16 protein-coding genes are annotated in these 19,158 nt (G+C 72.2%); 6 read left to right on the top strand and 10 right to left on the bottom strand.

Annotation, left to right across the window (positions count from 1 at the left end; translation table 11 throughout):
- Positions 1 to 17 precede the first annotated feature (17 nt).
- The 3 genes from ACYVF4_RS09010 to ACYVF4_RS09000 are packed head-to-tail and all read right to left on the bottom strand — an operon-like array spanning position 18 to position 3,911.
- Positions 18 to 935 (bottom strand): carbohydrate ABC transporter permease, encoded by a 918-nt coding sequence (locus ACYVF4_RS09010; RefSeq protein WP_460721877.1) that lies wholly within the window; start codon positions 933 to 935, stop codon positions 18 to 20.
- A complete protein-coding gene (locus tag ACYVF4_RS09005) occupies positions 932 to 1,858 on the bottom strand; it encodes a carbohydrate ABC transporter permease (RefSeq protein ID WP_460721875.1) in 927 nt (308 codons plus the stop codon). The genes ACYVF4_RS09010 and ACYVF4_RS09005 overlap by 4 nt, the downstream gene beginning before the upstream one ends.
- Positions 1,848 to 3,911 carry a beta-galactosidase gene (locus ACYVF4_RS09000; protein ID WP_460723098.1) on the bottom strand — a complete coding sequence of 688 codons (2,064 nt, stop codon included), beginning with the start codon at positions 3,909 to 3,911 and terminating at the stop codon, positions 1,848 to 1,850. The genes ACYVF4_RS09005 and ACYVF4_RS09000 overlap by 11 nt, the downstream gene beginning before the upstream one ends.
- A 161-nt stretch (positions 3,912 to 4,072) precedes the next feature.
- On the opposite strand from ACYVF4_RS09000, the gene ACYVF4_RS08995 reads away from it, so the two are divergent.
- Positions 4,073 to 5,095: a LacI family DNA-binding transcriptional regulator gene (locus ACYVF4_RS08995; RefSeq protein ID WP_460721873.1), complete on the top strand. Its 1,023-nt coding sequence runs from the start codon at positions 4,073 to 4,075 to the stop codon at positions 5,093 to 5,095.
- 1 nt (position 5,096) lies between these two features.
- Here the strand turns inward: ACYVF4_RS08995 and ACYVF4_RS08990 are convergent, their stop codons facing one another.
- From ACYVF4_RS08990 to ACYVF4_RS08975, 4 genes are read right to left on the bottom strand one after another with little or no spacing between them, the layout of a single operon-like run.
- The gene (locus ACYVF4_RS08990) at positions 5,097 to 5,996 is read right to left on the bottom strand and encodes a carbohydrate ABC transporter permease (RefSeq protein ID WP_460721871.1); all 900 of its coding nucleotides are present in this window, start codon (positions 5,994 to 5,996) and stop codon (positions 5,097 to 5,099) included.
- Complete coding sequence (locus ACYVF4_RS08985; protein ID WP_460721869.1) at positions 5,993 to 7,072, bottom strand: carbohydrate ABC transporter permease; 1,080 nt, start codon at positions 7,070 to 7,072, stop codon at positions 5,993 to 5,995. The genes ACYVF4_RS08990 and ACYVF4_RS08985 overlap by 4 nt, the downstream gene beginning before the upstream one ends.
- A gap of 4 nt (positions 7,073 to 7,076) precedes the next feature.
- Complete coding sequence (locus ACYVF4_RS08980) at positions 7,077 to 8,324, bottom strand: sugar ABC transporter substrate-binding protein (RefSeq protein ID WP_460721867.1); 1,248 nt, start codon at positions 8,322 to 8,324, stop codon at positions 7,077 to 7,079.
- Positions 8,321 to 9,400 carry a LacI family DNA-binding transcriptional regulator gene (locus ACYVF4_RS08975; protein WP_460721865.1) on the bottom strand — a complete coding sequence of 360 codons (1,080 nt, stop codon included), beginning with the start codon at positions 9,398 to 9,400 and terminating at the stop codon, positions 8,321 to 8,323. Before ACYVF4_RS08975 ends, ACYVF4_RS08980 begins: the two co-directional genes overlap by 4 nt.
- Before the next feature lie 151 nt (positions 9,401 to 9,551).
- Here ACYVF4_RS08975 and ACYVF4_RS08970 point away from each other — a divergent pair, with 151 nt between their 5' ends.
- A complete protein-coding gene (locus tag ACYVF4_RS08970) occupies positions 9,552 to 11,510 on the top strand; it encodes an MGH1-like glycoside hydrolase domain-containing protein (RefSeq protein WP_460721863.1) in 1,959 nt (652 codons plus the stop codon).
- A 12-nt stretch (positions 11,511 to 11,522) separates the two neighbouring features.
- Here the strand turns inward: ACYVF4_RS08970 and ACYVF4_RS08965 are convergent, their stop codons facing one another.
- On the bottom strand, positions 11,523 to 12,560 hold the full coding sequence (locus ACYVF4_RS08965) for an aldo/keto reductase (RefSeq protein ID WP_460721861.1): 1,038 nt from the start codon (positions 12,558 to 12,560) through the stop codon (positions 11,523 to 11,525).
- Positions 12,561 to 12,708: 148 nt separating this feature from the next.
- Here ACYVF4_RS08965 and ACYVF4_RS08960 point away from each other — a divergent pair, with 148 nt between their 5' ends.
- Positions 12,709 to 13,290 (top strand): fasciclin domain-containing protein, encoded by a 582-nt coding sequence (locus ACYVF4_RS08960; RefSeq protein WP_460721859.1) that lies wholly within the window; start codon positions 12,709 to 12,711, stop codon positions 13,288 to 13,290.
- Positions 13,291 to 13,363: 73 nt separating this feature from the next.
- Here the strand turns inward: ACYVF4_RS08960 and ACYVF4_RS08955 are convergent, their stop codons facing one another.
- Positions 13,364 to 14,494 carry a glycerate kinase gene (locus tag ACYVF4_RS08955; RefSeq protein WP_460721857.1) on the bottom strand — a complete coding sequence of 377 codons (1,131 nt, stop codon included), beginning with the start codon at positions 14,492 to 14,494 and terminating at the stop codon, positions 13,364 to 13,366.
- Positions 14,495 to 14,572: 78 nt separating this feature from the next.
- Between ACYVF4_RS08955 and galE the strand changes: the two genes are divergently transcribed.
- Positions 14,573 to 15,550, top strand: a complete 978-nt coding sequence (gene galE / locus ACYVF4_RS08950; RefSeq protein ID WP_460721855.1) for a UDP-glucose 4-epimerase GalE — start codon at positions 14,573 to 14,575, stop codon at positions 15,548 to 15,550.
- Between the two features lie 14 nt (positions 15,551 to 15,564).
- Here galE and ACYVF4_RS08945 read toward each other — a convergent pair whose 3' ends face one another.
- Entirely contained in the window at positions 15,565 to 16,563 is a 999-nt protein-coding gene (locus ACYVF4_RS08945; RefSeq protein WP_460721853.1) for a LacI family DNA-binding transcriptional regulator, read from the bottom strand.
- A gap of 127 nt (positions 16,564 to 16,690) precedes the next feature.
- Between ACYVF4_RS08945 and galT the strand changes: the two genes are divergently transcribed.
- Complete coding sequence (galT, locus tag ACYVF4_RS08940; protein WP_460723096.1) at positions 16,691 to 17,908, top strand: galactose-1-phosphate uridylyltransferase; 1,218 nt, start codon at positions 16,691 to 16,693, stop codon at positions 17,906 to 17,908.
- Positions 17,905 to 19,080: a galactokinase gene (galK, locus tag ACYVF4_RS08935; protein WP_460721851.1), complete on the top strand. Its 1,176-nt coding sequence runs from the start codon at positions 17,905 to 17,907 to the stop codon at positions 19,078 to 19,080. The genes galT and galK overlap by 4 nt, the downstream gene beginning before the upstream one ends.
- Positions 19,081 to 19,158 lie beyond the last annotated feature (78 nt).

The following is a 19,158-nucleotide window of genomic DNA, read 5'->3' as shown; positions in this document are numbered from 1 at the left end:
CGCGGGTGCGTCCGGAGTCATTTCAGGGCGCCGGAGCCGAGCCCGGTGCGCCAATAGCGCTGCAGGAGCAGGAACGTGATGATCAGCGGGATGATCGAGATCAGCGACCCGATGAGGACGTAGGTGCGCAGTTCGGGGAACTGGTTGATGGTGGAGTTCCACGCGTACAGGCCGTAGGTGACGGGGAACAGCTCTTCGCTTCGCAGCATGATCAGTGGCAGGAAGAAGTTGTTCCAGATGGACACGAACTGGAACAGGAACACCGTGATGAGCGCCGGGAACATCAGCCGGATCGAGACGGTGAAGAACGTACGCACCTCTCCCGCGCCGTCCAGGCGGCTCGCCTCGAGGAGCTCCTCGGGGACCGACGCCTCGGCGAAGACCCGTGAGAGGTACACGCCGAACGGGCTGACGACGCTCGGCAGGAACACCGACCAGAACGTGTCGGTGAGCTGCACCTGGCTGAACAGCAGGAAGAGCGGGAGGGCCAGGGCGGTCGCGGGCACCAGCACGCCGCCCAGCACGACGTTGAAGATCGCCTCGCGTCCGCGGAAGCGGTACTTCGCCAGCGCGTAGCCGCACATGCCCGCGAGGATCGTCGCCACGACGGCCCCGAGGCCTGCGTACCCGGCGCTGTTGACCAGCCACCGGACGTACACGCCGTCGCGGTAGCTGAACAGGCCCGTGAGGTTCTCGAACAGGTTGAAGTCGGCGAACCACAGCGGGTTGGTCGAGAAGAGGTCCCCGCGGGACTTCGTCGACGCCACCAGCAGCCACCAGATGGGGGTGAGGAAGTACAGCGTGAAGACCGTCATCACCAGGAACGCGGCGGCGCGGGGCACGACGCCCTCGCGGGGCCCGCGCGCGCGGGCGGAGTCGCCGCGGCCGGTCACGATGGCGCGTGTGTCGGCGCCGGGCTTGGTCAGGATGCTCACGATTCGGCCTTCCGCCGGGTGATGCGCAGGAATGTGAAGGACAGGATGAAGGTCGCCAGCGCCAGGACCACCGACATCGCCGCCGCGAGCGAGACGTTGGGGATCGAGCTGGTGGCGTAGATCGTCATGTTGGGCGTGTAGGTGCTCGTGACGGCGCTGCTGAACGCGCGGAAGGTCTGCGGCTCGGCCAGCAGCTGCAGGGTGCCGATGATCGACAGCACCGCGGTGAGCACGAGCGACGGCCGCACGAGCGGGATCTTGATCGACCACGCGATGCGCCACTGGCCGGCGCCGTCCAGCCGCGCCGCCTCGTACAGCTCGCCCGGGATCGCCAGCAGCGTGGAGTAGATGATCAGCATGTTGTAGCCGACGAACACCCACGTCACGACGTTCGCGATCGACCACAGGACGAAGTCGGCCGACAGCAGGTCGACCTGCTGGGTCACGGCGGTGAAGGGCGACAGGCGCGGGCTGTAGAGGAAGCCCCACATGATCGCCGCGATGACGCCGGGCACCGCGTACGGCACGAAGAAGGCCAGGCGGAAGAACTTCTTGCCGCGCAGCAGCGGGGAATCCAGCAGCAGCGCGAACAGCAGCGCGAGCGCGAGCATCACCGGCACCTGCACGACGCCGAACAGCACGACGCGTCCCACGGACTGCCAGAAGACGTCGTTCTCGAAGACCCGGACGTACTGCGTCAGCCCGCCGAACACCTCGCGCGCCTGGCCGAATGTGCCGTCGCGCTCCACGACCAGCAGCGACTTCCAGATCGCGTAGCCGATGGGCACGAGGTAGAAGGCGACGAACAGGGCGGCGAAGGGCCCGACGAACACCGCGACGGCGCCGACGTGGGGGTTGCGCCGTCGCCGGACCTTGACCGCATCCGACCGCGGTCCCGCGGTCACGATCGCTTCAGTGGCCATCGGTGGACTCCTCTCTGATCACCCGGACCGCGCCGCCGGGGACGGTCAGCCCGTCGCCGGCGGCCTCGCCGGTGAGCAGTTCGATCCCGGATGCCGGGACGGTGACGTCGTCGGCGCCGTGGTTGATGACGAAGCGGAAGGTGGTGCGCCCGTCCTGGCTGCGGCGCCGGACGATCTCGACGTTCTCGCCGGCGCCGGGCTCGCCGCGCACTCCCGCCGCGAAGGCGACGCGCTCGACGAGCGCGCGGTAGCCGGCGCGGTCGGGCAGGGTCGCGAGGTACCAGGCGTCGCCCCGGCCGTGCTCGCCGCGCCGGCGGGTGAGGGCGGGCGAGTCGTCGTGGGCGAAGCGGTCGAGCACCTCGGCGTCGTGCACCGTCATGCGCTCGGTCCACAGCGACGCCGACCCGCCCGAGGTCAGGGCGACCGCGTCGCCGGGCCGCGCCGGGGCGAACTCCTCCACGCGGATGCCGAGGAGGCCACGCCAGGCGCCGGGATACCCACCGGGACGCACGCGGTCGTTCTCGTCGACGATGCCGCTGTAGAACGTCACGAGCGCGTGGGCGCCGCCTTCGACCGCCGTCTCGAGGGACGCGGCGGAGCGGTCGTCGACGAGGTGCAGACCGGGGACGACCACCATGCGGTAGCCCGAGAGGTCCGACCCCGGACGGACGATGTCCGCCGTGATGCCGGCATCCCGCATCGCGCGGTGCGCGGCGTGGACCTGGGTCAGATACTCCACCGCGGTCGACGGCCGGTTCTCGGCGTCGAAGGCCCACCACGCCTCCCAGCTGAACAGCAAAGCGGCCTCGGCCACCACCGTGCTCCCCTGGACCGGCGCCAGGGCGCCCAGCATCCGCCCGAGCTCTTTCACGTCCCGCCAGGTCCGGCTGTCGGTGCCGGCGTGGGGCACGAGCGCCGAATGGAACTTCTCGGCGCCCTGCAGCGAGGCGCGCCACTGGAAGAAGGAGACCCCGTCGGCGCCGCGGGCGACGTGGGTGAGGCTGTTGCGGATCATCTCGCCGGGCGTCTTGGCGAGGTTCACCGGCTGCCAGTTCACCGCGCCGGTGGAGTGCTCCATGAGCAGCCAGGGCCGGCCGCCGGCCAGACCCCGCGTGAGGTCGGCGGCGAAGGACAGCTCGGCCGCCGGGTCCTCGAGGCGGGCGTCGAGGTAGTGGTCGTTGGCGACGATGTCCATCGCGGGCGCCCACTCCCAGTAGTCGAGCTCGCGGATGTGCGCGGTCGCCATGAAGTTGGTCGTGATCGGCGCGCCGCTGTGACGACGGATCGTGTCGGCCTCGGCGCGGTAGTAGTCCAGCAGCGCGTCGGACGAGAACCGCCGGTAGTCCAGCATCTGGCCGGGGTTCACGCTCGACAGCGTGGCGCGGGGCGTGAGGATCTCGGCGAAGTCGGTGTAGCGCTGGCTCCAGAAGCTGGTTCCCCATGCGGCGTTGAGGGCGTCGATGTGCTCGTACCGATCGGCGAGCCAGGCCCGGAAGGCGGCCGCGGACACGTCGCAGTGGCAGTGGGCGTTGTGGCAGCCGAGCTCGTTCGAGACGTGCCACAGCGCGACGGCGGGGTGGGAGCCGTAGCGCTCGGCGACGGCGTCGACGAGCCGCAGCGCCGCCTCGCGGAAGACCGGCGAGCTGGGGCACCACGCCTGCCGGCCGCCGGGGTAGCGCGTCGTGCCGTCGGCGACGACGGGCAGGATCTCGGGATGCCGGGTGGTCAGCCATGGCGGCGGCGACGAGGTGCCGGTGCCGAGATTCACCCGGATCCCGGCCTCGTGCAGCAGGTCCATGACCTCGTCGAGCCGGTCGAAGCGGAAGCTGCCGTCGGGTCGCTGCACGTCGGCCCAGCCGAAGATGTTGATGGCCACGAGGTCCACGCCGGCGTCGCGCATGAGGGCGACGTCCTCGCGCCACACCTCGGCGGGCCACTGCTCGGGGTTGTAGTCGCAGCCGAAGGCGATGCCGCGGTGCGAGAACCGGGCGCCGGTCGGGGCGGCATCGGGGGCGGCATCGGCGAGGGCGCCGGGGGCTGCGGGCGCCTGCATCGTCGAACGGCTCACGGTTCTCCTCTGATCGACATTGACCGATTCTGTGTGCACGTGCACAGTTCGCGACGGGGTTTTGTGCGTCCTGATTTTCTGTGAACGTACACAGAGTGCCACGGGGTAGAGCGGATGTCAACGGCGCACAGGGCTACAGTGAGTGCGTGCACACCCCGCCCAAGCGGAAGAAGCGCGCGACCGTCCACGACGTCGCGAGCCACGCCGGCGTGTCACGGGGCACCGTCAGCCGCTACATCAACGGCGAGCGCTACGTCTCGGCGGCCGCGCGCGAGGCGATCGAGCGCGCCATCCGCGAGGTCGGCTACGTCCCCAACACCGCCGCGCGGAATCTGGTCATGCAGCGCAGCCAGTCCGTGGGCCTCATCGTCCACGAGCCGAGCTCGCTGTTCATCGAGGACCCCAACATCGGCGAGATCCTGCTCGGCGCGAACGAGACGCTGTCGGCCGCCGACCACCAGATGGCGGTGCTCATCGTCGATTCCGACCGCGACACCGATCGCGTCGCCCGCTACCTGTCCGGGGGCTTCGTGGAGGGGGTCGTCGTGGTCTCGGCGCGCGTGGCCGACCCGATCTCGCGCGTCATCGACCGGCTCGAGCTGCCCGCCGCGTACGTCGGTCATCCCGAGGACGCCCCCGCCACGGCATCCTTCGTCGTGATCGACAACCGCTCCGCCGCGCGAGCGATCACCGAGCGGCTCGTCGGCGTCGGCAGGCGACGGGTGGGCATGATCGCCGCGGCCCTGGACCGCGACTCCGGCGCCGACCGGCTCGCCGGGTTCCGCGAGGCGGCGGGCGAGCTGTTCGATCCGGACCTCGTCGAGCCGATCCCGCTGTACTCGTACTCCGCCGGGCGCGACGCGATGACGCGGCTGCTCGAGCGGGCGCCCGACCTCGACGGCCTGTTCGCCGCGTCGGACGCCGTCGCCGCCGGCGCCCTCGAGGCCCTGCGCATCGCCGGACGCCGCGTGCCCGAGGACGTCTCGGTCGTCGGCTTCGACGACAGCACGTGGGCGCGGCGCACGGTACCCGAGCTGTCGACCGTGCGACAGCCCGCACGCCTTCTGGGCGCGCGGGCTGCGCAACTGGTGCTCGATCGCGTGCGCGGGGATGCCGCGCCCTCGGTCGTCGAGCTCGACTGCGAGATCGTGTGGCGGGACTCCGCCTGAGTCACCCCTTCTCGGCGCCCGCCGTGGTGTTCATGATCCGTCGCTGGAAGATGAAGAACAGCACCGCGACCGGGATGGTCATCAGCACCGCCGCGGCCAGCTGGAGCGGGAACTGATTGCCCGAGCCGAGCTGCCCCGACACCAGCGACGCCACACCCGTGGTGAGCGTGTTCAGCTCGGGGCTCTGCCGCGACACGATGAAGTGGCCGAGCTCGTTCCAGGACCCCTGGAAGCTGAGGATGAAGATCGTCACCAGCGCCGGGCGGGCCATGGGCAGCACGACGCTCCAGAACGTGCGGAAGACCCCCGCGCCGTCGATGCGGGCGGCCTCTTCGACGCTCCCGGGCAGGGAGTCGAAGAACTGCTTCATGATGAACACTCCCGCCGCCGTCGACAGCAGCGGCACGATCATGCCGGCGTACGAGTCGTACATCCCCAGCTGCTGCAGGATGAGGAATCGCGGGATGAGCAGCACGACGCCCGGCACCGCGAGGACGCCGATGAAGGCGACGAACACCACGGTGCGCCCGCGGAACTTGAGGCGGGACAGCGCGTAGCCGGCCATCGAGTCGAACAGCACGCGGCCGATCGTGACGAACACCGTCACCAGCAGGGTGTTGCCCGCCCACAGGGTGAACGGCACGTCGGTGAACAAACGTTCGTACGCCGCGAACGTGATCGTCTCGGGGACGAGGGCCAGCGGGTTGCGGGTGGCCTCGGAGTCGGTCTTGATCGAGCCTGAGATCGAGATGATGAACGGGTAGATGTAGACCAGCGCCAGGCCCACGAGGATGAGGTAGCTCAGCCACAGCCCGCTTCGCACCTTCAGCGGCGCGCGGCGGCGCCGGCGCGGGATGTCGGTCGTGGCGGCAGCGCGCGGGGCGCGGACGTCGACGCTCACGGCTTGCCTCCCTTCGTCGTCGCCGCCACCTTGAAGGCGCGGGGCTCCCGCTCTTTCAGCGCCCAGCGCTGCAACAGTGTGAGCAGAATGATGAAGGCGAAGAGGATGAAGGCGATCGCCGCTCCTTGCCCCCATTGGAGCTCGTTGAACGACGTCGAGTACGCCAGGAATGCCGGGGTGGCGATCGTGCCGCCGGCGGTGGACCCGCCGAGGACGTAGATCTGGTCGAAGACCTGCCACGACCCGATGAGCCCGAGGGTCAGCACCGTGAAGAGGGTCGGACGGAGCATCGGCAGCGTGATCGAGAAGAACTTGCGCGTCGCGCCCGCTCCGTCCATCAGGGCGGCCTCGTCGATCTCTGACCCGATGTTCTGCAGCGCCGCCAGGAAGAGCAGCATGAACGTGCCCGAGGTGGTGAAGATCGCGAGCGTGATCAGCGACGTCATAGCCACCGACGGACCGGCCAGCCAATCCCATCCGCTGATCCCCAAGGCACCCGGTTCCCTCAGTCCCGCGCTCGGCGAGACCCCGAGCGCCCCGAGCAGGATGTGGAACACGCCGCGCGGATCGTTGAACCAGTTCGGCCCGTTGACGCCGAAGAATCGCAGCACCGCGTTGACCGCGCCCGAGGCTGTGAACAGGAACTGGAACACGACGACGATCGCCACCGTCGAGGTGACCGAGGGGAAGTAGAAGGCGGTGCGGAAGAACCCGCGCCCTCGCAGCACCGCGCGGTTCACCTGCACGGCCAGCAGCAGCGCGATCGCGGTCTGCAGCGGCACGACGAACAGCACGTAGTAGAGGTTGTTGCGCACCGCCGTGCCGAAGTTGCGCTGATCCAGGCCCGGTTCGGTGGTGATCGCGGCGTAGTTCTCGAGCCCCACGAAGTTCACGCGGGGGTTCAGCGGCGACTGGAAGCCGTTCCAGTCGCTCACGCTCACCCAGAGCGCAAGTGCGATGGGGATGAGGAGGAAGACGCCGGTGATGAGGACGGCGGGCAGGACGAAGACCCAGCCCGCCCGGGCCTCGCCGCGGCGGATGCCGCCTCGGCGAGGCCTGGACAGTGCCGTGGCCATCGGCTCAGTCGCCCGCCTCGTCGAGCGCCGCCTGCAGGTTCTGCTGCAGCGGCCCGAGGACGGCCGAGGGGTCGCCGAGTCCCGACGTCTCAAGCGAGGCGTTGAAGTCGGTGATCGCCGGTGCCGCACCCTGGAAGGCGACGGGGCTCTGGGCGTACTCGACTCCGCTGACGAATGCGGCGTTGTCGGGGAACTGCTCCGCGTACGCGGCCGAACCGGCCTCGGTCGAGGGAATGACACCGAACGCCTCAGCGAAGGTCATCTGCTGCTCGTCCGACGTCAGGAACTCGATGAGATCGATCGTCGCGTCCCGCGCCTCGGATCCGACAGGCATCCCCCAGCAGTTACTGAAGGCGAAGGTGGCTTTGCCCGCCGGGCCCTCCGGCAGCTCGACCGTGATGTACTCGCGCTCCGGGTAGTCGTTCCGCAGGGCGCCGTTGATCCACGGACCTTCGATGACCATGGCGGCCTTGCCCAGCCCGAAGGCTTCGCCGGCCCAGCCCGCCTCGAGATCCTGCGGCCACTTGAGCGACCCTGCGTCGATCATGGACTGCACGAACTCGAAAGCCTCCGCGTTCTCGGGCGAGTCCGCGACCGCCTGATCGCCGTCGACGAGTGTTCCACCGGCCTGCGCCATGAACACTCCGAGCCGCGCGTACTCCCGGCCGAAGGACAGACCGACCGTGTCGTCGTCCGTCAGCGCCTCGGCGGCCGCGGCGAGCGAGTCCCAATCCGTGGGGATGTCGGCATCGGTGAGTCCCGCCGCCTCCCACGCCTGCGTGTCGATCTGCAGGCCGAGCGTCGAGAAGTCCTTCGGCGCACAGTAGAACTCGTCCTGGTAGGTGAACTGCTCGCGCAGCGCCGGCAGGAAGTCGTCCGTGTTCTCGAGGTCCGCCGCGTACGGCTCGATGAAGCCCTGAGCCGCGTAGGTCTGGAACTGATCCCACGGCATGTAGAAGATGTCCGGCGGGTTGTTGCCCGAGAAACCCTGACCCAGCTGCTGCACCAGATCGTTGGCGGCGACCACCTCGACGGAATTCCCCGTCTCGTCGGCCCACGCGTCGACGGCCGTCTGCACCGCGGTGGTCTCGGCCTCGCCGGACGAGCCGATGAGCATGGTCAGCTCCTGGCCCGAGGCGCCGTCACCGCCGCCTCCCCCGCCGTCGCCGCCACCGGAGCAAGCCGATAGAGTGACCGCGAGACCGGTCGCCGCTGCGACCGCGATCCATTGTGATGTCCTCACGATGTTCATCCCTTCATGTGATTGCCGGCGTCCACCGCCGGTGTCGCGTCGAACGTCAGCTGTCCCGGCGTCCGTTCGACGAGTTGGGGCACGAGGAGCCGATGCGTCGGCTCCTCGTTGCTGTCGGGGTTGGCGACGACATCGTCGCCCCGCTCCCCGAACAGGAGTTCCAGTGCGGCCGCGACCACGCCGTCCAGCGGCTGCTCGATCGAGGACAACCCGACCGCCGCGGCCACCGGGGTGTCGTCGAAGCCGACCACGCGCACGTCCGGGCGACCCGCACCCTGCACGGCGATGAGAGCGCCGAGCCCGAGCGAGTCGCTCGCGCACATGATGGTGTCCGGCGGCTCCGGCAGCCGCAGCAGCTCGGCGGCCGCCCGCGTCCCCGAGGCCACCCCGTCCTCGGCGGAGCGCGACAGCTCGGCCAGGTCCCGGTCGCTCAGGCCGCTCGCCGCGCGCCAGCCGGCAGCGCGCTCATCGCCGGTGCCCGACCCCGCCGGCCAGCCGATCCACGCGATGCGGCGCGACCCGCTCTCGCGCAGCCGCCGCACCGCGTCGGCGACGCCCGTGCGACCGTCGACGTCGATCCAGCGATGGGGAGTCCGCCCGGCGGCGTCACCCCACGGGCGGCCGAAGGCGACGAACGGCACGCCCATGGCCGACAGCGCCGCGATGCGCGGGTCGTCGTGGGTGGTGGCGGTGAGGATGAAGGCGTCGACGTCGGAGCCTTCGCGCAGCCGCCGGATCACCTCGATCTCGTGGGCGTGGTCGTCCGCCGAGAAGACCATGACGCGCATGCCGCGCCCCTCGGCGCGCTCGGTGAGCTTGTGCAGCAGGCGGTCCAGGACGGCACCTGAGATGCCGTCGCGCCACGGGTCGATCCGCATGCCGATCGTCCCCGACTTGCGGGTCCGCAGCCGCCGCGCCGACGCGTGGGGGCGATACCCCAGCCGCAGGATCGCCGACTCGACCCGCTCCCGCGTGGCCTCGCGGACGACCGCCGGGGAGTTGAGCACGTTGGACACGGTCTGACGCGAGACGCCGGCTTCACGCGCGACGTCGTCGACCGTCGGCATCCGGCTCATCATCGACTCCTCGTGCCCCGTCGGCGGCGACGGGATGTCTTCGGATCCTGGGGAGGATCTTGATTTGATCGATCAAATCTGGGGTAATAGTGCCCACAAGTCCACGCGGCTGTCAAGACGCAGATCCGCGGAACCCCGGAAGGCACCACTTGTGAGCACCCCGCTTCAGCCCCTCCTGCACGACGCGGTCGTCGTGCTGCGCGCCCCCGTCCAGGTCTGGTCGAGCCGCAGCGGCTCCCTCGGCGCCGCCGCGATCGACGGCGTGTACGCCGGCGACTGCCGGCTGGTGCGCGAGGTGTCGGTCCGGGTCGGCGGGAGCACGCCCGAGCACATCGCGACGGGCATCGTGCGCGCCGATCGGGCGCGCTTCGACCACCTGCTGCGCGATCTCGACGACGCCACTCCGGATCCAGGGGTGCGGCTGATCGTGCACCGCGACGTCGACGGCGGCGGCTGGTCGGAACGGCTGGTCCTGGACAACCGGCGCCCGGTCGAGCTGTCGACGACCGTCGAGGTGCGCCTCGAGCCCGACAGCACCCCCATGGACGTCGTCAAGCTCGGCCGCGCCGCGGTGCCCGCCGAGCCCCACGCCACCGAGGCCGGGGCGTCGTGGGCGGGCCCCGACCTCGACGTCTCACTCGTGACCCAGGGATTCATGCTCGGGATCGCCGACGGCGCAGTGGTGCTGCGGGCCGAGGTGACCGTGCCCGCCGACGGCGCGATCGAGCTCGGCTGGCGACTGGAGGTCACCGACGCCGCACCCGTGGTCGAGCCCGCGCGCGGCGAGGCGCCGTGGAGCGTCCCGGTGGTCACCGGACCCGACGACCGCCTCGCCCGCTGGGTGTCGCGGGCGCTCGGCGACCTGGACGCGCTGCGCATGAGCGCGCGCGGCGGCACCGAGCAGTTCATCGCCGCGGGCGCCCCGTGGTTCTTCACCCTCTTCGGTCGGGACTCGCTGTGGACGGCGCGCTTCCTGCTGCCGCTAGGCACCGACCTTGCGCGGGACACGCTGCGGATCCTCGCCTCGCTGCAGGGGTCCCGGATGGACGACCTGACCGCTCAGGAGCCGGGCAAGATCATGCACGAGCTGCGCCGGGCGGGGGTGGCGCTCGACGAGGACGGCTCGGAGCTGCCGCCGCTGTACTACGGCACGGTGGATGCCACGCCCCTGTGGATCCTGCTGCTGCACGACGCGTGGGAGTGGGGCATGGGCGGCGACGACGTCCGCGCGCTGCTGCCGAATCTGCGCGGCGCCCTGGCGTGGATGCGCGACCACGGCGACGCCGACGGCGACGGCCTGCTGGAGTACATCGACCGCGCCGGGACGGGGCTGGCCAACCAGGGCTGGAAGGACTCCGGCGACTCCATCCAGTGGCGCGACGGCAACCTGGCAGAGGGCCCAGTTGCCCTGGCCGAGGTGCAGGGCTACGCGTACGAGGCGGCGCTCGCCGGCGCGCGGGTGCTCGAGGCCTTCGACGGCGAGGCCGCCGAGGTCCAGGAATGGCGTGCCTGGGCCGAGGCCCTGCGCCGCCGCTTCCACGAGGCGTTCTGGATCGAGGACGACGGCGGCGCCTACCCCGCCATCGCCCTGGACGGCAGCAAGCGCCGCGTCGACACCGTCACCTCGAACATCGGGCACCTGCTCGGATCGGGCCTGCTCGACGACGAGCAGGTGGACCGGATCGTCGCGCGGCTGACCGACCCGGCGATGGACAGCGGCTACGGCCTGCGGACGATGTCGACGGACTCGGCCCGCTACTGGCCGCTCAGCTACCACGGCGGCTCGGTGTGGACGCACGATACCGCCATCGTCATCCGCGGCATGGTGCGCGAAGGACGAGGCGCCGCGGCGGCCTCGCTCGTGGAGGGCCTGCTGCGTGCGGCGGCGGCGTTCGACTACCGGATGCCGGAGCTGCACTCCGGGGACTCGTCGGCCGACTCGGTGGTGCCGGTCCCCTACCCCGCCGCCTGCCGCCCGCAGGCGTGGTCGGCGGCGGCCGCCGTGGACATCCTCGCCTCGGCGACGGGGCTGCGGCCGGCGGGCGCGACCGCGGACCCCATGCCGGGGTTCGAGCAGGTCTCGGTGACGGGGCTCACCGCCGGCCGGTAGCCGGCATCCGGATCAGAGCCCCGCGCCCGGCGCGGCGGCGAATTCCTCGAGGGCGTCGAGCACGGCGTCCTCGAGGGTGACCTGGCTGGCGGCGATGGCCTCGTCGATCTGACCGGGACGGGACGCGCCGATGATGGCGGTGGTGACGGCCGGGTGGCGCAGCACCCATGCGACCGCGAGACCGGCCACCGGCAGCCCCACCTCGTCGGCGATCCGCTTGATGCCGCGGATGCGGGCGAGGTAGTCGTCGGTGATGGCCGAGCCGTCGAGGTACCAGCTGTCGGCGGCGCGCGAGCCCTCGGGGACGTCCCCCGACAGGTACTTGTCGGTCAGCAGGCCCTGCGCCAGCGGGGAGTAGACGGCGCTGCCCACGCCGCGCTTGAGGAGGGTGTCGAACACGCCGCCCTCGGGCTCGCGCGAGAACAGCGAGTAGCGCGGCTGGTGGAGCAGCAGCCGCACGTTCTGCGCGGCCAGGAAGTCGACCGCCTGGGCGGTGACGTCGGCGGGGTAGTTCGAGATCCCGGCGTAGAGCGCCTTGCCGCTGCGGACGATGTCGACCAGCGCCTGCAGGGTCTCTTCGACGGGGGTGTCCGGGTCGAAGCGGTGGGAGTAGAAGACGTCGACGTAGTCGGTCCCCAGTCGCTTCAGGCTCTGCTCGAGCGAGCGGACGAGGTACTTGCGCGAGCCGCCGTCGCCGTACGGGCCCGGCCACATGTCGAAGCCGGCCTTCGAGGCGATGAACAGCTCCTCGCGGTACGGGGCGAGATCGCGGGTGAGGATGGCGCCGAAGCTGCGCTCGGCCTCGCCGTAGGGCGGGCCGTAGTTGTTGGCCAGGTCGAACTGCGTGATGCCGCGGTCGAAGGCGTGCGTGACGATCTCGCGCTGACGGTCGGCCGGCCTGTTGCGGCCGAAGTTCTGCCACAGTCCCAGTGAGATGACCGGCAGGGGGATGCCGCTGCGCCCCGCACGCCGGTAGGTGACGTCGTCGTAGCGCCCGGGAGCGGCGGAGTACGTGCTGTCGATGCGATGATCGTCGGCCGAGATGGGCATGGCGCTCCTTCGAGTCGAAACGCCTCTACGTTACTGCCGCGCACGACGCGCGCAGGATCGGGCGACCACGGCTGCATCCGAATCGGGGCTTCGGACGGAACACACTGTGTCGGCATCCGTCGACGTCGACCGAACGAAGGAGTCCCCGATGAAGAAGTCCCGACTCGCCGTCGCCACCGCCGCCGCCGCGGTGGCCGCCCTCGCCCTCGGCGCCGCGCCGGCGTCCGCCGACGACCACGACTCGATCGTCGACATCGCGATCGCCGCATCGGGGGGCGGTGCGCCCGACACGAACCCGAACGACTACGACCTGCTCGTTCAGGCGGTCCTCTACGCCGGCCTCGACGGCGCCCTCGACGACCCGTCGGCATCCCTCACGGTCTTCGCTCCCACCGACGCGGCGTTCCTGCGCCTGGTCACCGATCTCACCGGCACCGCGCCCGCGAGCGAGGCAGACGCTCTCGCGACGATCGCCACCGCGTACACGCCCGCAGAGGTCGGGAACATCCTGCTGTACCACGCCGTCGCCGGCGAGGTCACGTTCCCCGGCGCCGTGCGCGCGGGCGCCGTGACGATGGCCAACGGCGGCACCGTCACCGTGCGGGGCGTCAATCTGCGGGACGAGACCCCCGCGCTCGCCGACCCGAAGATCGTGGTCAAGGCCTCGAACATCTTCGCCTCGAACGGCGTCATCCACACCATCGACCGGGTCCTCGTCCCCGGGAGCTGATCGGCCTCGCCGCGGCGCGGGCGGGTGCGTGCAAGGACCCGTCCGCCTCGCGGGGCCGTCTCAGACGCCTCTGTCAGACGTCTCGGGCGACGGTGCGGGCCAGCCGTTCCCCGGCCTCTCGCAGCCAACGCGCCGCGTCCGCGACCGCGGCGTCCGCGGATCCCGCGATCTCGGTGAGCGAGACGGATGCCGTGAACGCCGACGTGTCGGCATCCGCCGCGATACGACCCGCCACGAGGGCGACCGGCACGCCGGATCGGGCCGCGAGCGCCGCGACGTGGGCGGGGGCCTTGCCGGCTGCGGACTGACCGTCGAAGGATCCCTCGCCCGTCACCACCACCGCCGCGCCGGCGACGGCGCCGGCCAGCCCGACGAGGTCGGCGACGGCGTCCGCACCGGGGAGCAGCCGCGCGCCCCACGCGAGGAGCCCGAATCCTGCGCCGCCGGCCGCACCGGCGCCCGGGGCGGACGGGTCGGCCGGCATCAGCGCCGCGGCGCGTCCCAGTGCCGTGTCGACAGCGTCGATCTCGTCGGGCAGCAGGCCCTTCTGCGGCCCGAACACGGCCGCCGCCCCGCGCGGGCCGAGGAGCGGGTTCGTCACGTCGGTGAGGACGTCGACCCCGCCCGCGGGAAGGGGCGCCAGCCCGCCCAGGTCGACGGCGGCGACATCGGCGAGACCCCGCGCGCCCGAGGCCACGTCGTCCCCGGCGGCGTCGGTGACGCGGGCGCCGAGCGCGCGCAGCATCCCGATGCCGGCATCCGTCGAGGCGCTCGAACCGATGCCGACGACCAGCCGGTCCACGCCGTGCGCGAGCGCCGCGGCGATCGCCTGGCCGAATCCACGGGTGTCGGCGTCCCAGGGCCGCGGGAGCGGCGGCTCGCCGAGCAGCTCGATGCCGCTCGTGGAGGCCAGCTCGACCACGCCGGTGCCGCCCGGCGCACCGGGGGACGCCGGCAGCAGGAGCCAGGACGCCGCGACCGGCGTCCCCTCGGGGCCCGTCACCGTCACCGGCATCCGCCGCGCCGCCGGGATCGCCGCCGCGAAGGCGTCGAGGGTCCCCTCGCCGCCGTCTGCCATGGGGAGCAGGAGCAGGCGGGCGGCCGGGTCCACCGTGCGCCAGCCGTCGGCGAGGGCGCGCGCGGCGGCGGCCGCGCCGATCGTGCCCTTGAAGCTGTCGGGCGCGAGGACGACGGTGCGCGGCATCCCCTCATCTTGGTCGACATCCACCGCGCACCGGGGAACCGGCACAATGGATGCCGACCCCCACCCCCGAGGAGACCCATGTCCTGGCTCGTCACCGGAGGCGCCGGCTACATCGGCGCCCACGTCGTCCGCGCGCTCGCTGCCGCGGGCCTGCCGCCCGTCGTCCTCGACGACCTCTCGAGCGGCCACGACGGCTTCGTACCCGAGGGCGTCCCGCTCGTGCGGGGATCGATCCTCGACCGCGACCTCGTCGAGCGGACGCTGCGCGACCACGACGTCGTGGGAGTCATCCACGTCGCCGGCTACAAGTACGCGGGGGTCTCGGTGCAGCGGCCGCTGCACACCTACGCGCAGAACGTCGAGGGCACGCGCGTCGTGCTCGAGGCCATGGCCGCCGCCGGGGTGGCGAACATCGTGTTCTCGTCCAGCGCCGCGGTGTACGGCACGCCCGACGTGCCGCTGGTCACCGAGGACCTGCCCAAGCGTCCCGCCTCGCCGTACGGCGAGTCCAAGCTGATCGGCGAGTGGCTGATCCGCGACCAGGCGGTCGCCACCGCCGACTCGGACGCGCCGCTTCGCCACACGTCGCTGCGGTACTTCAACGTCGTCGGCTCGGGCGACCCGTCGGTGTACGACACCAGCCCCCACAACCTGTTCCCGCTCGTGTTCGAGGCGCTGCTGGCCGGCCGCACGCCGCGCATCAACGGCGACGACTACGACACCCCCGACGGCACGAACGTCCGCGACTACGTCCACGTCGCCGACATCGCCGCCGCCCACGTCGTCGCCGCGCAGCGCCTGACCGCCGGGCAGGGCGTCGAGGCCGCGTACAACCTGGGCTCGCAGAACGGGCTGTCCGTCCGCGAGATCATGGACGCGATGGCACGGGTCACCGGCATCGACTTCACCCCCGAGATCGGGCCGCGCCGGGCCGGAGACCCCGACCGGATCGTCGCCACCGGCGAGCTCGCCGCGCGGGACCTGGACTGGGCGAACCGCTACACCGTCGACGAGATGGTCGCCTCGGGCTGGGAGGCGCGGCGCGCCGCAGGCTGAGGCCGGGGGCGCGTCTACGGCGCGGGCGGGGCCGTGCTCGCACGCACGACCAGCGACGTCGGCACGGTGTCCACGCCCGGGGCGCCGGCCGGCGCCTCGGACTCGATGCCGCGCACCAGCGCGGCCACCGCGTGCTCCCCGAGCACATCGAAGTCCTGCCGCACCGTCGTCAGCGGCGGACGGAACTGGCCGGCATCGGCGATGTCGTCGAACCCGACGACGCTGACGTCCTCGGGGACGCGCCGGCCGGCATCCGCCAGCGCACGAAGCAGGCCCAGCGCCATCTGGTCGTTGGCCGCGAAGACCGCCGTCGCGTCGGCGGGCACACGGCGTCCGGCGTCGTAGCCCGACTCCGACGACCAGTCGCCGCGGAGCGGCTCGGATGCCGGCGCGCCGGCCGCGGCGAGCGCGGCGCGCCAGCCCCGCTCGCGCTCGGCGGCCGCGAACGACGACGACGGCCCGGCCAGGTGCACGACGCTGCGGTGCCCGAGTCCGAGCAGATGACGGGTGGCGATGGCGGCTCCGGCGGCGTGGTCGGCCTGCACGATGGCGAGGCGGCCGCGCGGTTCGGCGTCGACGACGACGAGGCGCAGCCCGGCGGGGGGCTCCGCATCGGCGGCGAGCGCGGAGGCCTCGTTCAGGACGATCGCCCCATCCGCCCCCTGCTCGCGCAGCCGCTCGAAGGCCTCGTCGAGGGATGCCGAGCCGCCGGCCGTGACGACCGTGACGGCGTAGCCGCGTGCGGTCGCGGCGTCGGCGACGGCCTGCAGCATACGGAAGTTGCCGACCGTGGCGAGGGTCGACACCACCAGCCCGATCGTCTGGGAGCGCCCGGTGCGCAAGGCGCGCGCCGCCCGGTGCGGGCGGTAGCCGAGCTCGGCCATGGCAGCCTCGACGCGGGCGCGGGTGGCGGGATCCACGCGCGGGCTGCCGTTCACCACGCGCGACACGGTCTGGCCCGAGACCCCCGCGCGCGCGGCCACGTCCGCCATCGCCACCCGCCGCTGCGTCATCCGCTCTCCCTCTCCGCAGCCCGGTGTCCGCCGCCGCCGCTCCTCGCCGTCGCGCCTCGTTCAGAACTCCACGCGAAATCTGATGTTGACGTTACCATGCCCCCCGCGCTACCGTGTTGACGTGAACATGCAGGAGTTCGAAACGGCCGGCCCCGCCGCCACCGCCCCGCAGACCGCCCCCCAGACCGCCGAGATCCTGACGGGCGGCGTCATCAAGCGCGCGACGCTGCTCGCCGACGGGCGCGAGCTGATCTACTACGACGACCCCGGCACGACGCTGCCCGCCCAGCGCCGCATCGACGCCCGCACCCTGGACGCCCGCCCCGCGACGGCGACCATGCGCCGCGACGTGCTCACCGGCGACTGGGTCTCGGTCGCCGCGGCCCGCCAGAACCGCGCGTTCCTGCCGCCGGCGCACCTGGACCCGCTGTCCCCGCAGACCGCGACGAACCCTTCCGAGATCCCCTCGGATTACGACGTCGCCGTGTTCGAGAACAAGTCCCCGTCCTTCGGCCCCGCCCTTCGCGAGGTCGTCGGAGACCGGCATCCGGCCGCTGATGACGCCCCGCGAGGCCTCGACGATCTGGACGCTCCCGGCCTCGGCCGCACGCGCACGAGCGTCGGGCGGTGCGAGGTCGTGTGCTTCAGCCCCGAGCACGCCGGGTCCTTCGGCACGCAGTCGCGCACCCGGGCCCGCACCGTCATCGAAGCGTGGGCCGACCGCACCGCCGCCCTCTCGGCGCTGCCGGGAGTCGAGCAGGTCTTCCCGTTCGAGAACCGCGGCGAGGCGATCGGGGTGACCCTCCCCCACCCCCACGGCCAGATCTACGCCTACCCGTTCATCACGCCGCGCACGCAGGGGCTGCTCCGCTCGATCGAGCGCGAGGGCGCCGACCTGTTCGCGCGCATCCTCGACTTCGAGCGGGCGTCCGAGCGGGTGATCCTCGCGGGCGAGCACTGGACCGCGTTCGTGCCCTTCGCCGCGCGCTGGCCGCTCGAGGTCCACGTGCTCCCGCACCGGCACGTGGCCGATCTCACCGAGACGACGGATGCCGAACGCGACGAGCTCGCGCCGCTGTATCTGCGTCTGCTGCGCGGGGTCGACGCCCTGTACGACAGCCCCACGCCGTACATCGCGGCGTGGCACCAGGCGCCGGTCCGGCGTGGACGGGACTCCGCCCGCCTGCACCTGCAGCTGACCAGCCCGCGCCGCGCCGCCGACAAGCTCAAGTTCCTCGCCGGATCCGAAGCCGCCATGGGCGCGTGGATCGGCGACATCCCGCCCGAGACGTCCGCCGCGCGCCTGCGCGAGGCCGTCGCGTCCATCCCCGAGGTGACCGAATGACGACCATCGCCGCCGCCCGCGCCCTGTTCGCCGACCTCACCGGCGCCGAGCCGCAGGGGACGTGGTCGGCTCCCGGCCGCGTCAACCTCATCGGCGAGCACACCGACTACAACGACGGCTTCGTGCTGCCCTTCGCGATCCAGCACCGCACGCACGTGGCCGCGGGCACCCGCTCCGACGGCGTGCTGCGGGTGGTGTCGACCTTCGACCCCGTGCCCGTCGAGGTGCCGATCGCCGACCTCGAGGTCGTCTTCCCCGCCCAGCGCGACGACGTGCCGGAGTGGGCGCGGTACCCCCTGGGTGTCGCGTGGGCGGCGCTCAGCCAGGCCGGGCGGGACGCGGCATCCGTCACCGGATTGGACCTGGCGTTCGCCTCCGACGTCCCCGTGGGCGCCGGCCTTTCGTCCTCGGCCGCGATCGAAGGGGCGACCGCGGCGGCGCTGGACGAGCTGTGGGGACTCGGGCTCGACGCCGTCGCGCGCGCCCGTGTGGGCCGCACCGCCGAGAACGACGCGGTCGGCGCCCCGACGGGGATCATGGACCAGATGGCGTCCAACCTCGGCCGGGCCGACGCGGCGATCTTCCTCGACTGCCGCTCGCTCGAGGCGCAGGTCGTCGACCTGGGCTTCGCCGCCGCCGGGCTGGAGTTGCTCGTCATCGACACCGGCGTCAAGCACTCCCACGCCACCGGCGGGTACGGCGAGCGCCGCGCGGCGTGCGAGCGCGGCGCCGCGGCCATGGGCGTGCCGTCGCTGCGAGACCTCGCCCCCGGCGATCTGGCGCGCGCGGAGCAGGTGCTCGACGACGTGACCTTCCGCCGCGTGCGCCACGTGGTGACCGAGAACCAGCGGGTGCTCGACACGGTGCGGGTGCTCGGGGAATCGGGCGCCGCCGCGATCGGCGGCCTGCTCGTGGCATCGCACGCGTCGATGCGCGACGACTTCGAGATCTCGGTCCCCGAGCTCGACACCGCGGTCGAGGCGGCCCTGGCGGCCGGCGCCGTCGGCGCGCGCATGACCGGCGGCGGCTTCGGCGGGGCGGCGATCGCGCTGGTCGCGGGCGACCGGGTCGCGCACGTGACGGATGCCGTCGCCTCGGCCTTCGCGGCCGCCGGCTTCGCCGCGCCCACCCAGTTCACCGTCCGCCCGTCCGCCGGCGCCGGTCGCGACTGACCCCTCTGGTTCGCTTGGGGGGCGGCGGCCCGATGGCAGACGGCGGCGGTCAGCGCAAGCCCTGGCCCGGCCCGCCCG

The organism is Microbacterium aureliae (assembly GCF_054780155.1).
Note: the sequence above shows the minus strand (reverse complement) of the source record. Positions and strands in the feature narration are given on the sequence as shown.

Bases quoted from the DNA above. Each gene is read 5' to 3' on its own strand.
- ACYVF4_RS09005 (WP_460721875.1), bottom strand. From the start codon at position 1,858: ATGGCCACTGAAGCGATCGTGACCGCGGGACCGCGGTCGGATGCGGTC.
- ACYVF4_RS09000 (WP_460723098.1), bottom strand. From the start codon at position 3,911: ATGCAGGCGCCCGCAGCCCCCGGCGCCCTCGCCGATGCCGCCCCCGAT.
- ACYVF4_RS08985 (WP_460721869.1), bottom strand. From the start codon at position 7,072: ATGGCCACGGCACTGTCCAGGCCTCGCCGAGGCGGCATCCGCCGCGGC.
- ACYVF4_RS08980 (WP_460721867.1), bottom strand. From the start codon at position 8,324: ATGAACATCGTGAGGACATCACAATGGATCGCGGTCGCAGCGGCGACC.
- ACYVF4_RS08975 (WP_460721865.1), bottom strand. From the start codon at position 9,400: ATGAGCCGGATGCCGACGGTCGACGACGTCGCGCGTGAAGCCGGCGTC.
- ACYVF4_RS08965 (WP_460721861.1), bottom strand. From the start codon at position 12,560: ATGCCCATCTCGGCCGACGATCATCGCATCGACAGCACGTACTCCGCC.
- ACYVF4_RS08960 (WP_460721859.1), top strand. From the start codon at position 12,709: ATGAAGAAGTCCCGACTCGCCGTCGCCACCGCCGCCGCCGCGGTGGCC.
- ACYVF4_RS08955 (WP_460721857.1), bottom strand. From the start codon at position 14,494: ATGCCGCGCACCGTCGTCCTCGCGCCCGACAGCTTCAAGGGCACGATC.
- galE (WP_460721855.1), top strand. From the start codon at position 14,573: ATGTCCTGGCTCGTCACCGGAGGCGCCGGCTACATCGGCGCCCACGTC.
- ACYVF4_RS08945 (WP_460721853.1), bottom strand. From the start codon at position 16,563: ATGACGCAGCGGCGGGTGGCGATGGCGGACGTGGCCGCGCGCGCGGGG.
- galT (WP_460723096.1), top strand. From the start codon at position 16,691: ATGCAGGAGTTCGAAACGGCCGGCCCCGCCGCCACCGCCCCGCAGACC.
- galK (WP_460721851.1), top strand. From the start codon at position 17,905: ATGACGACCATCGCCGCCGCCCGCGCCCTGTTCGCCGACCTCACCGGC.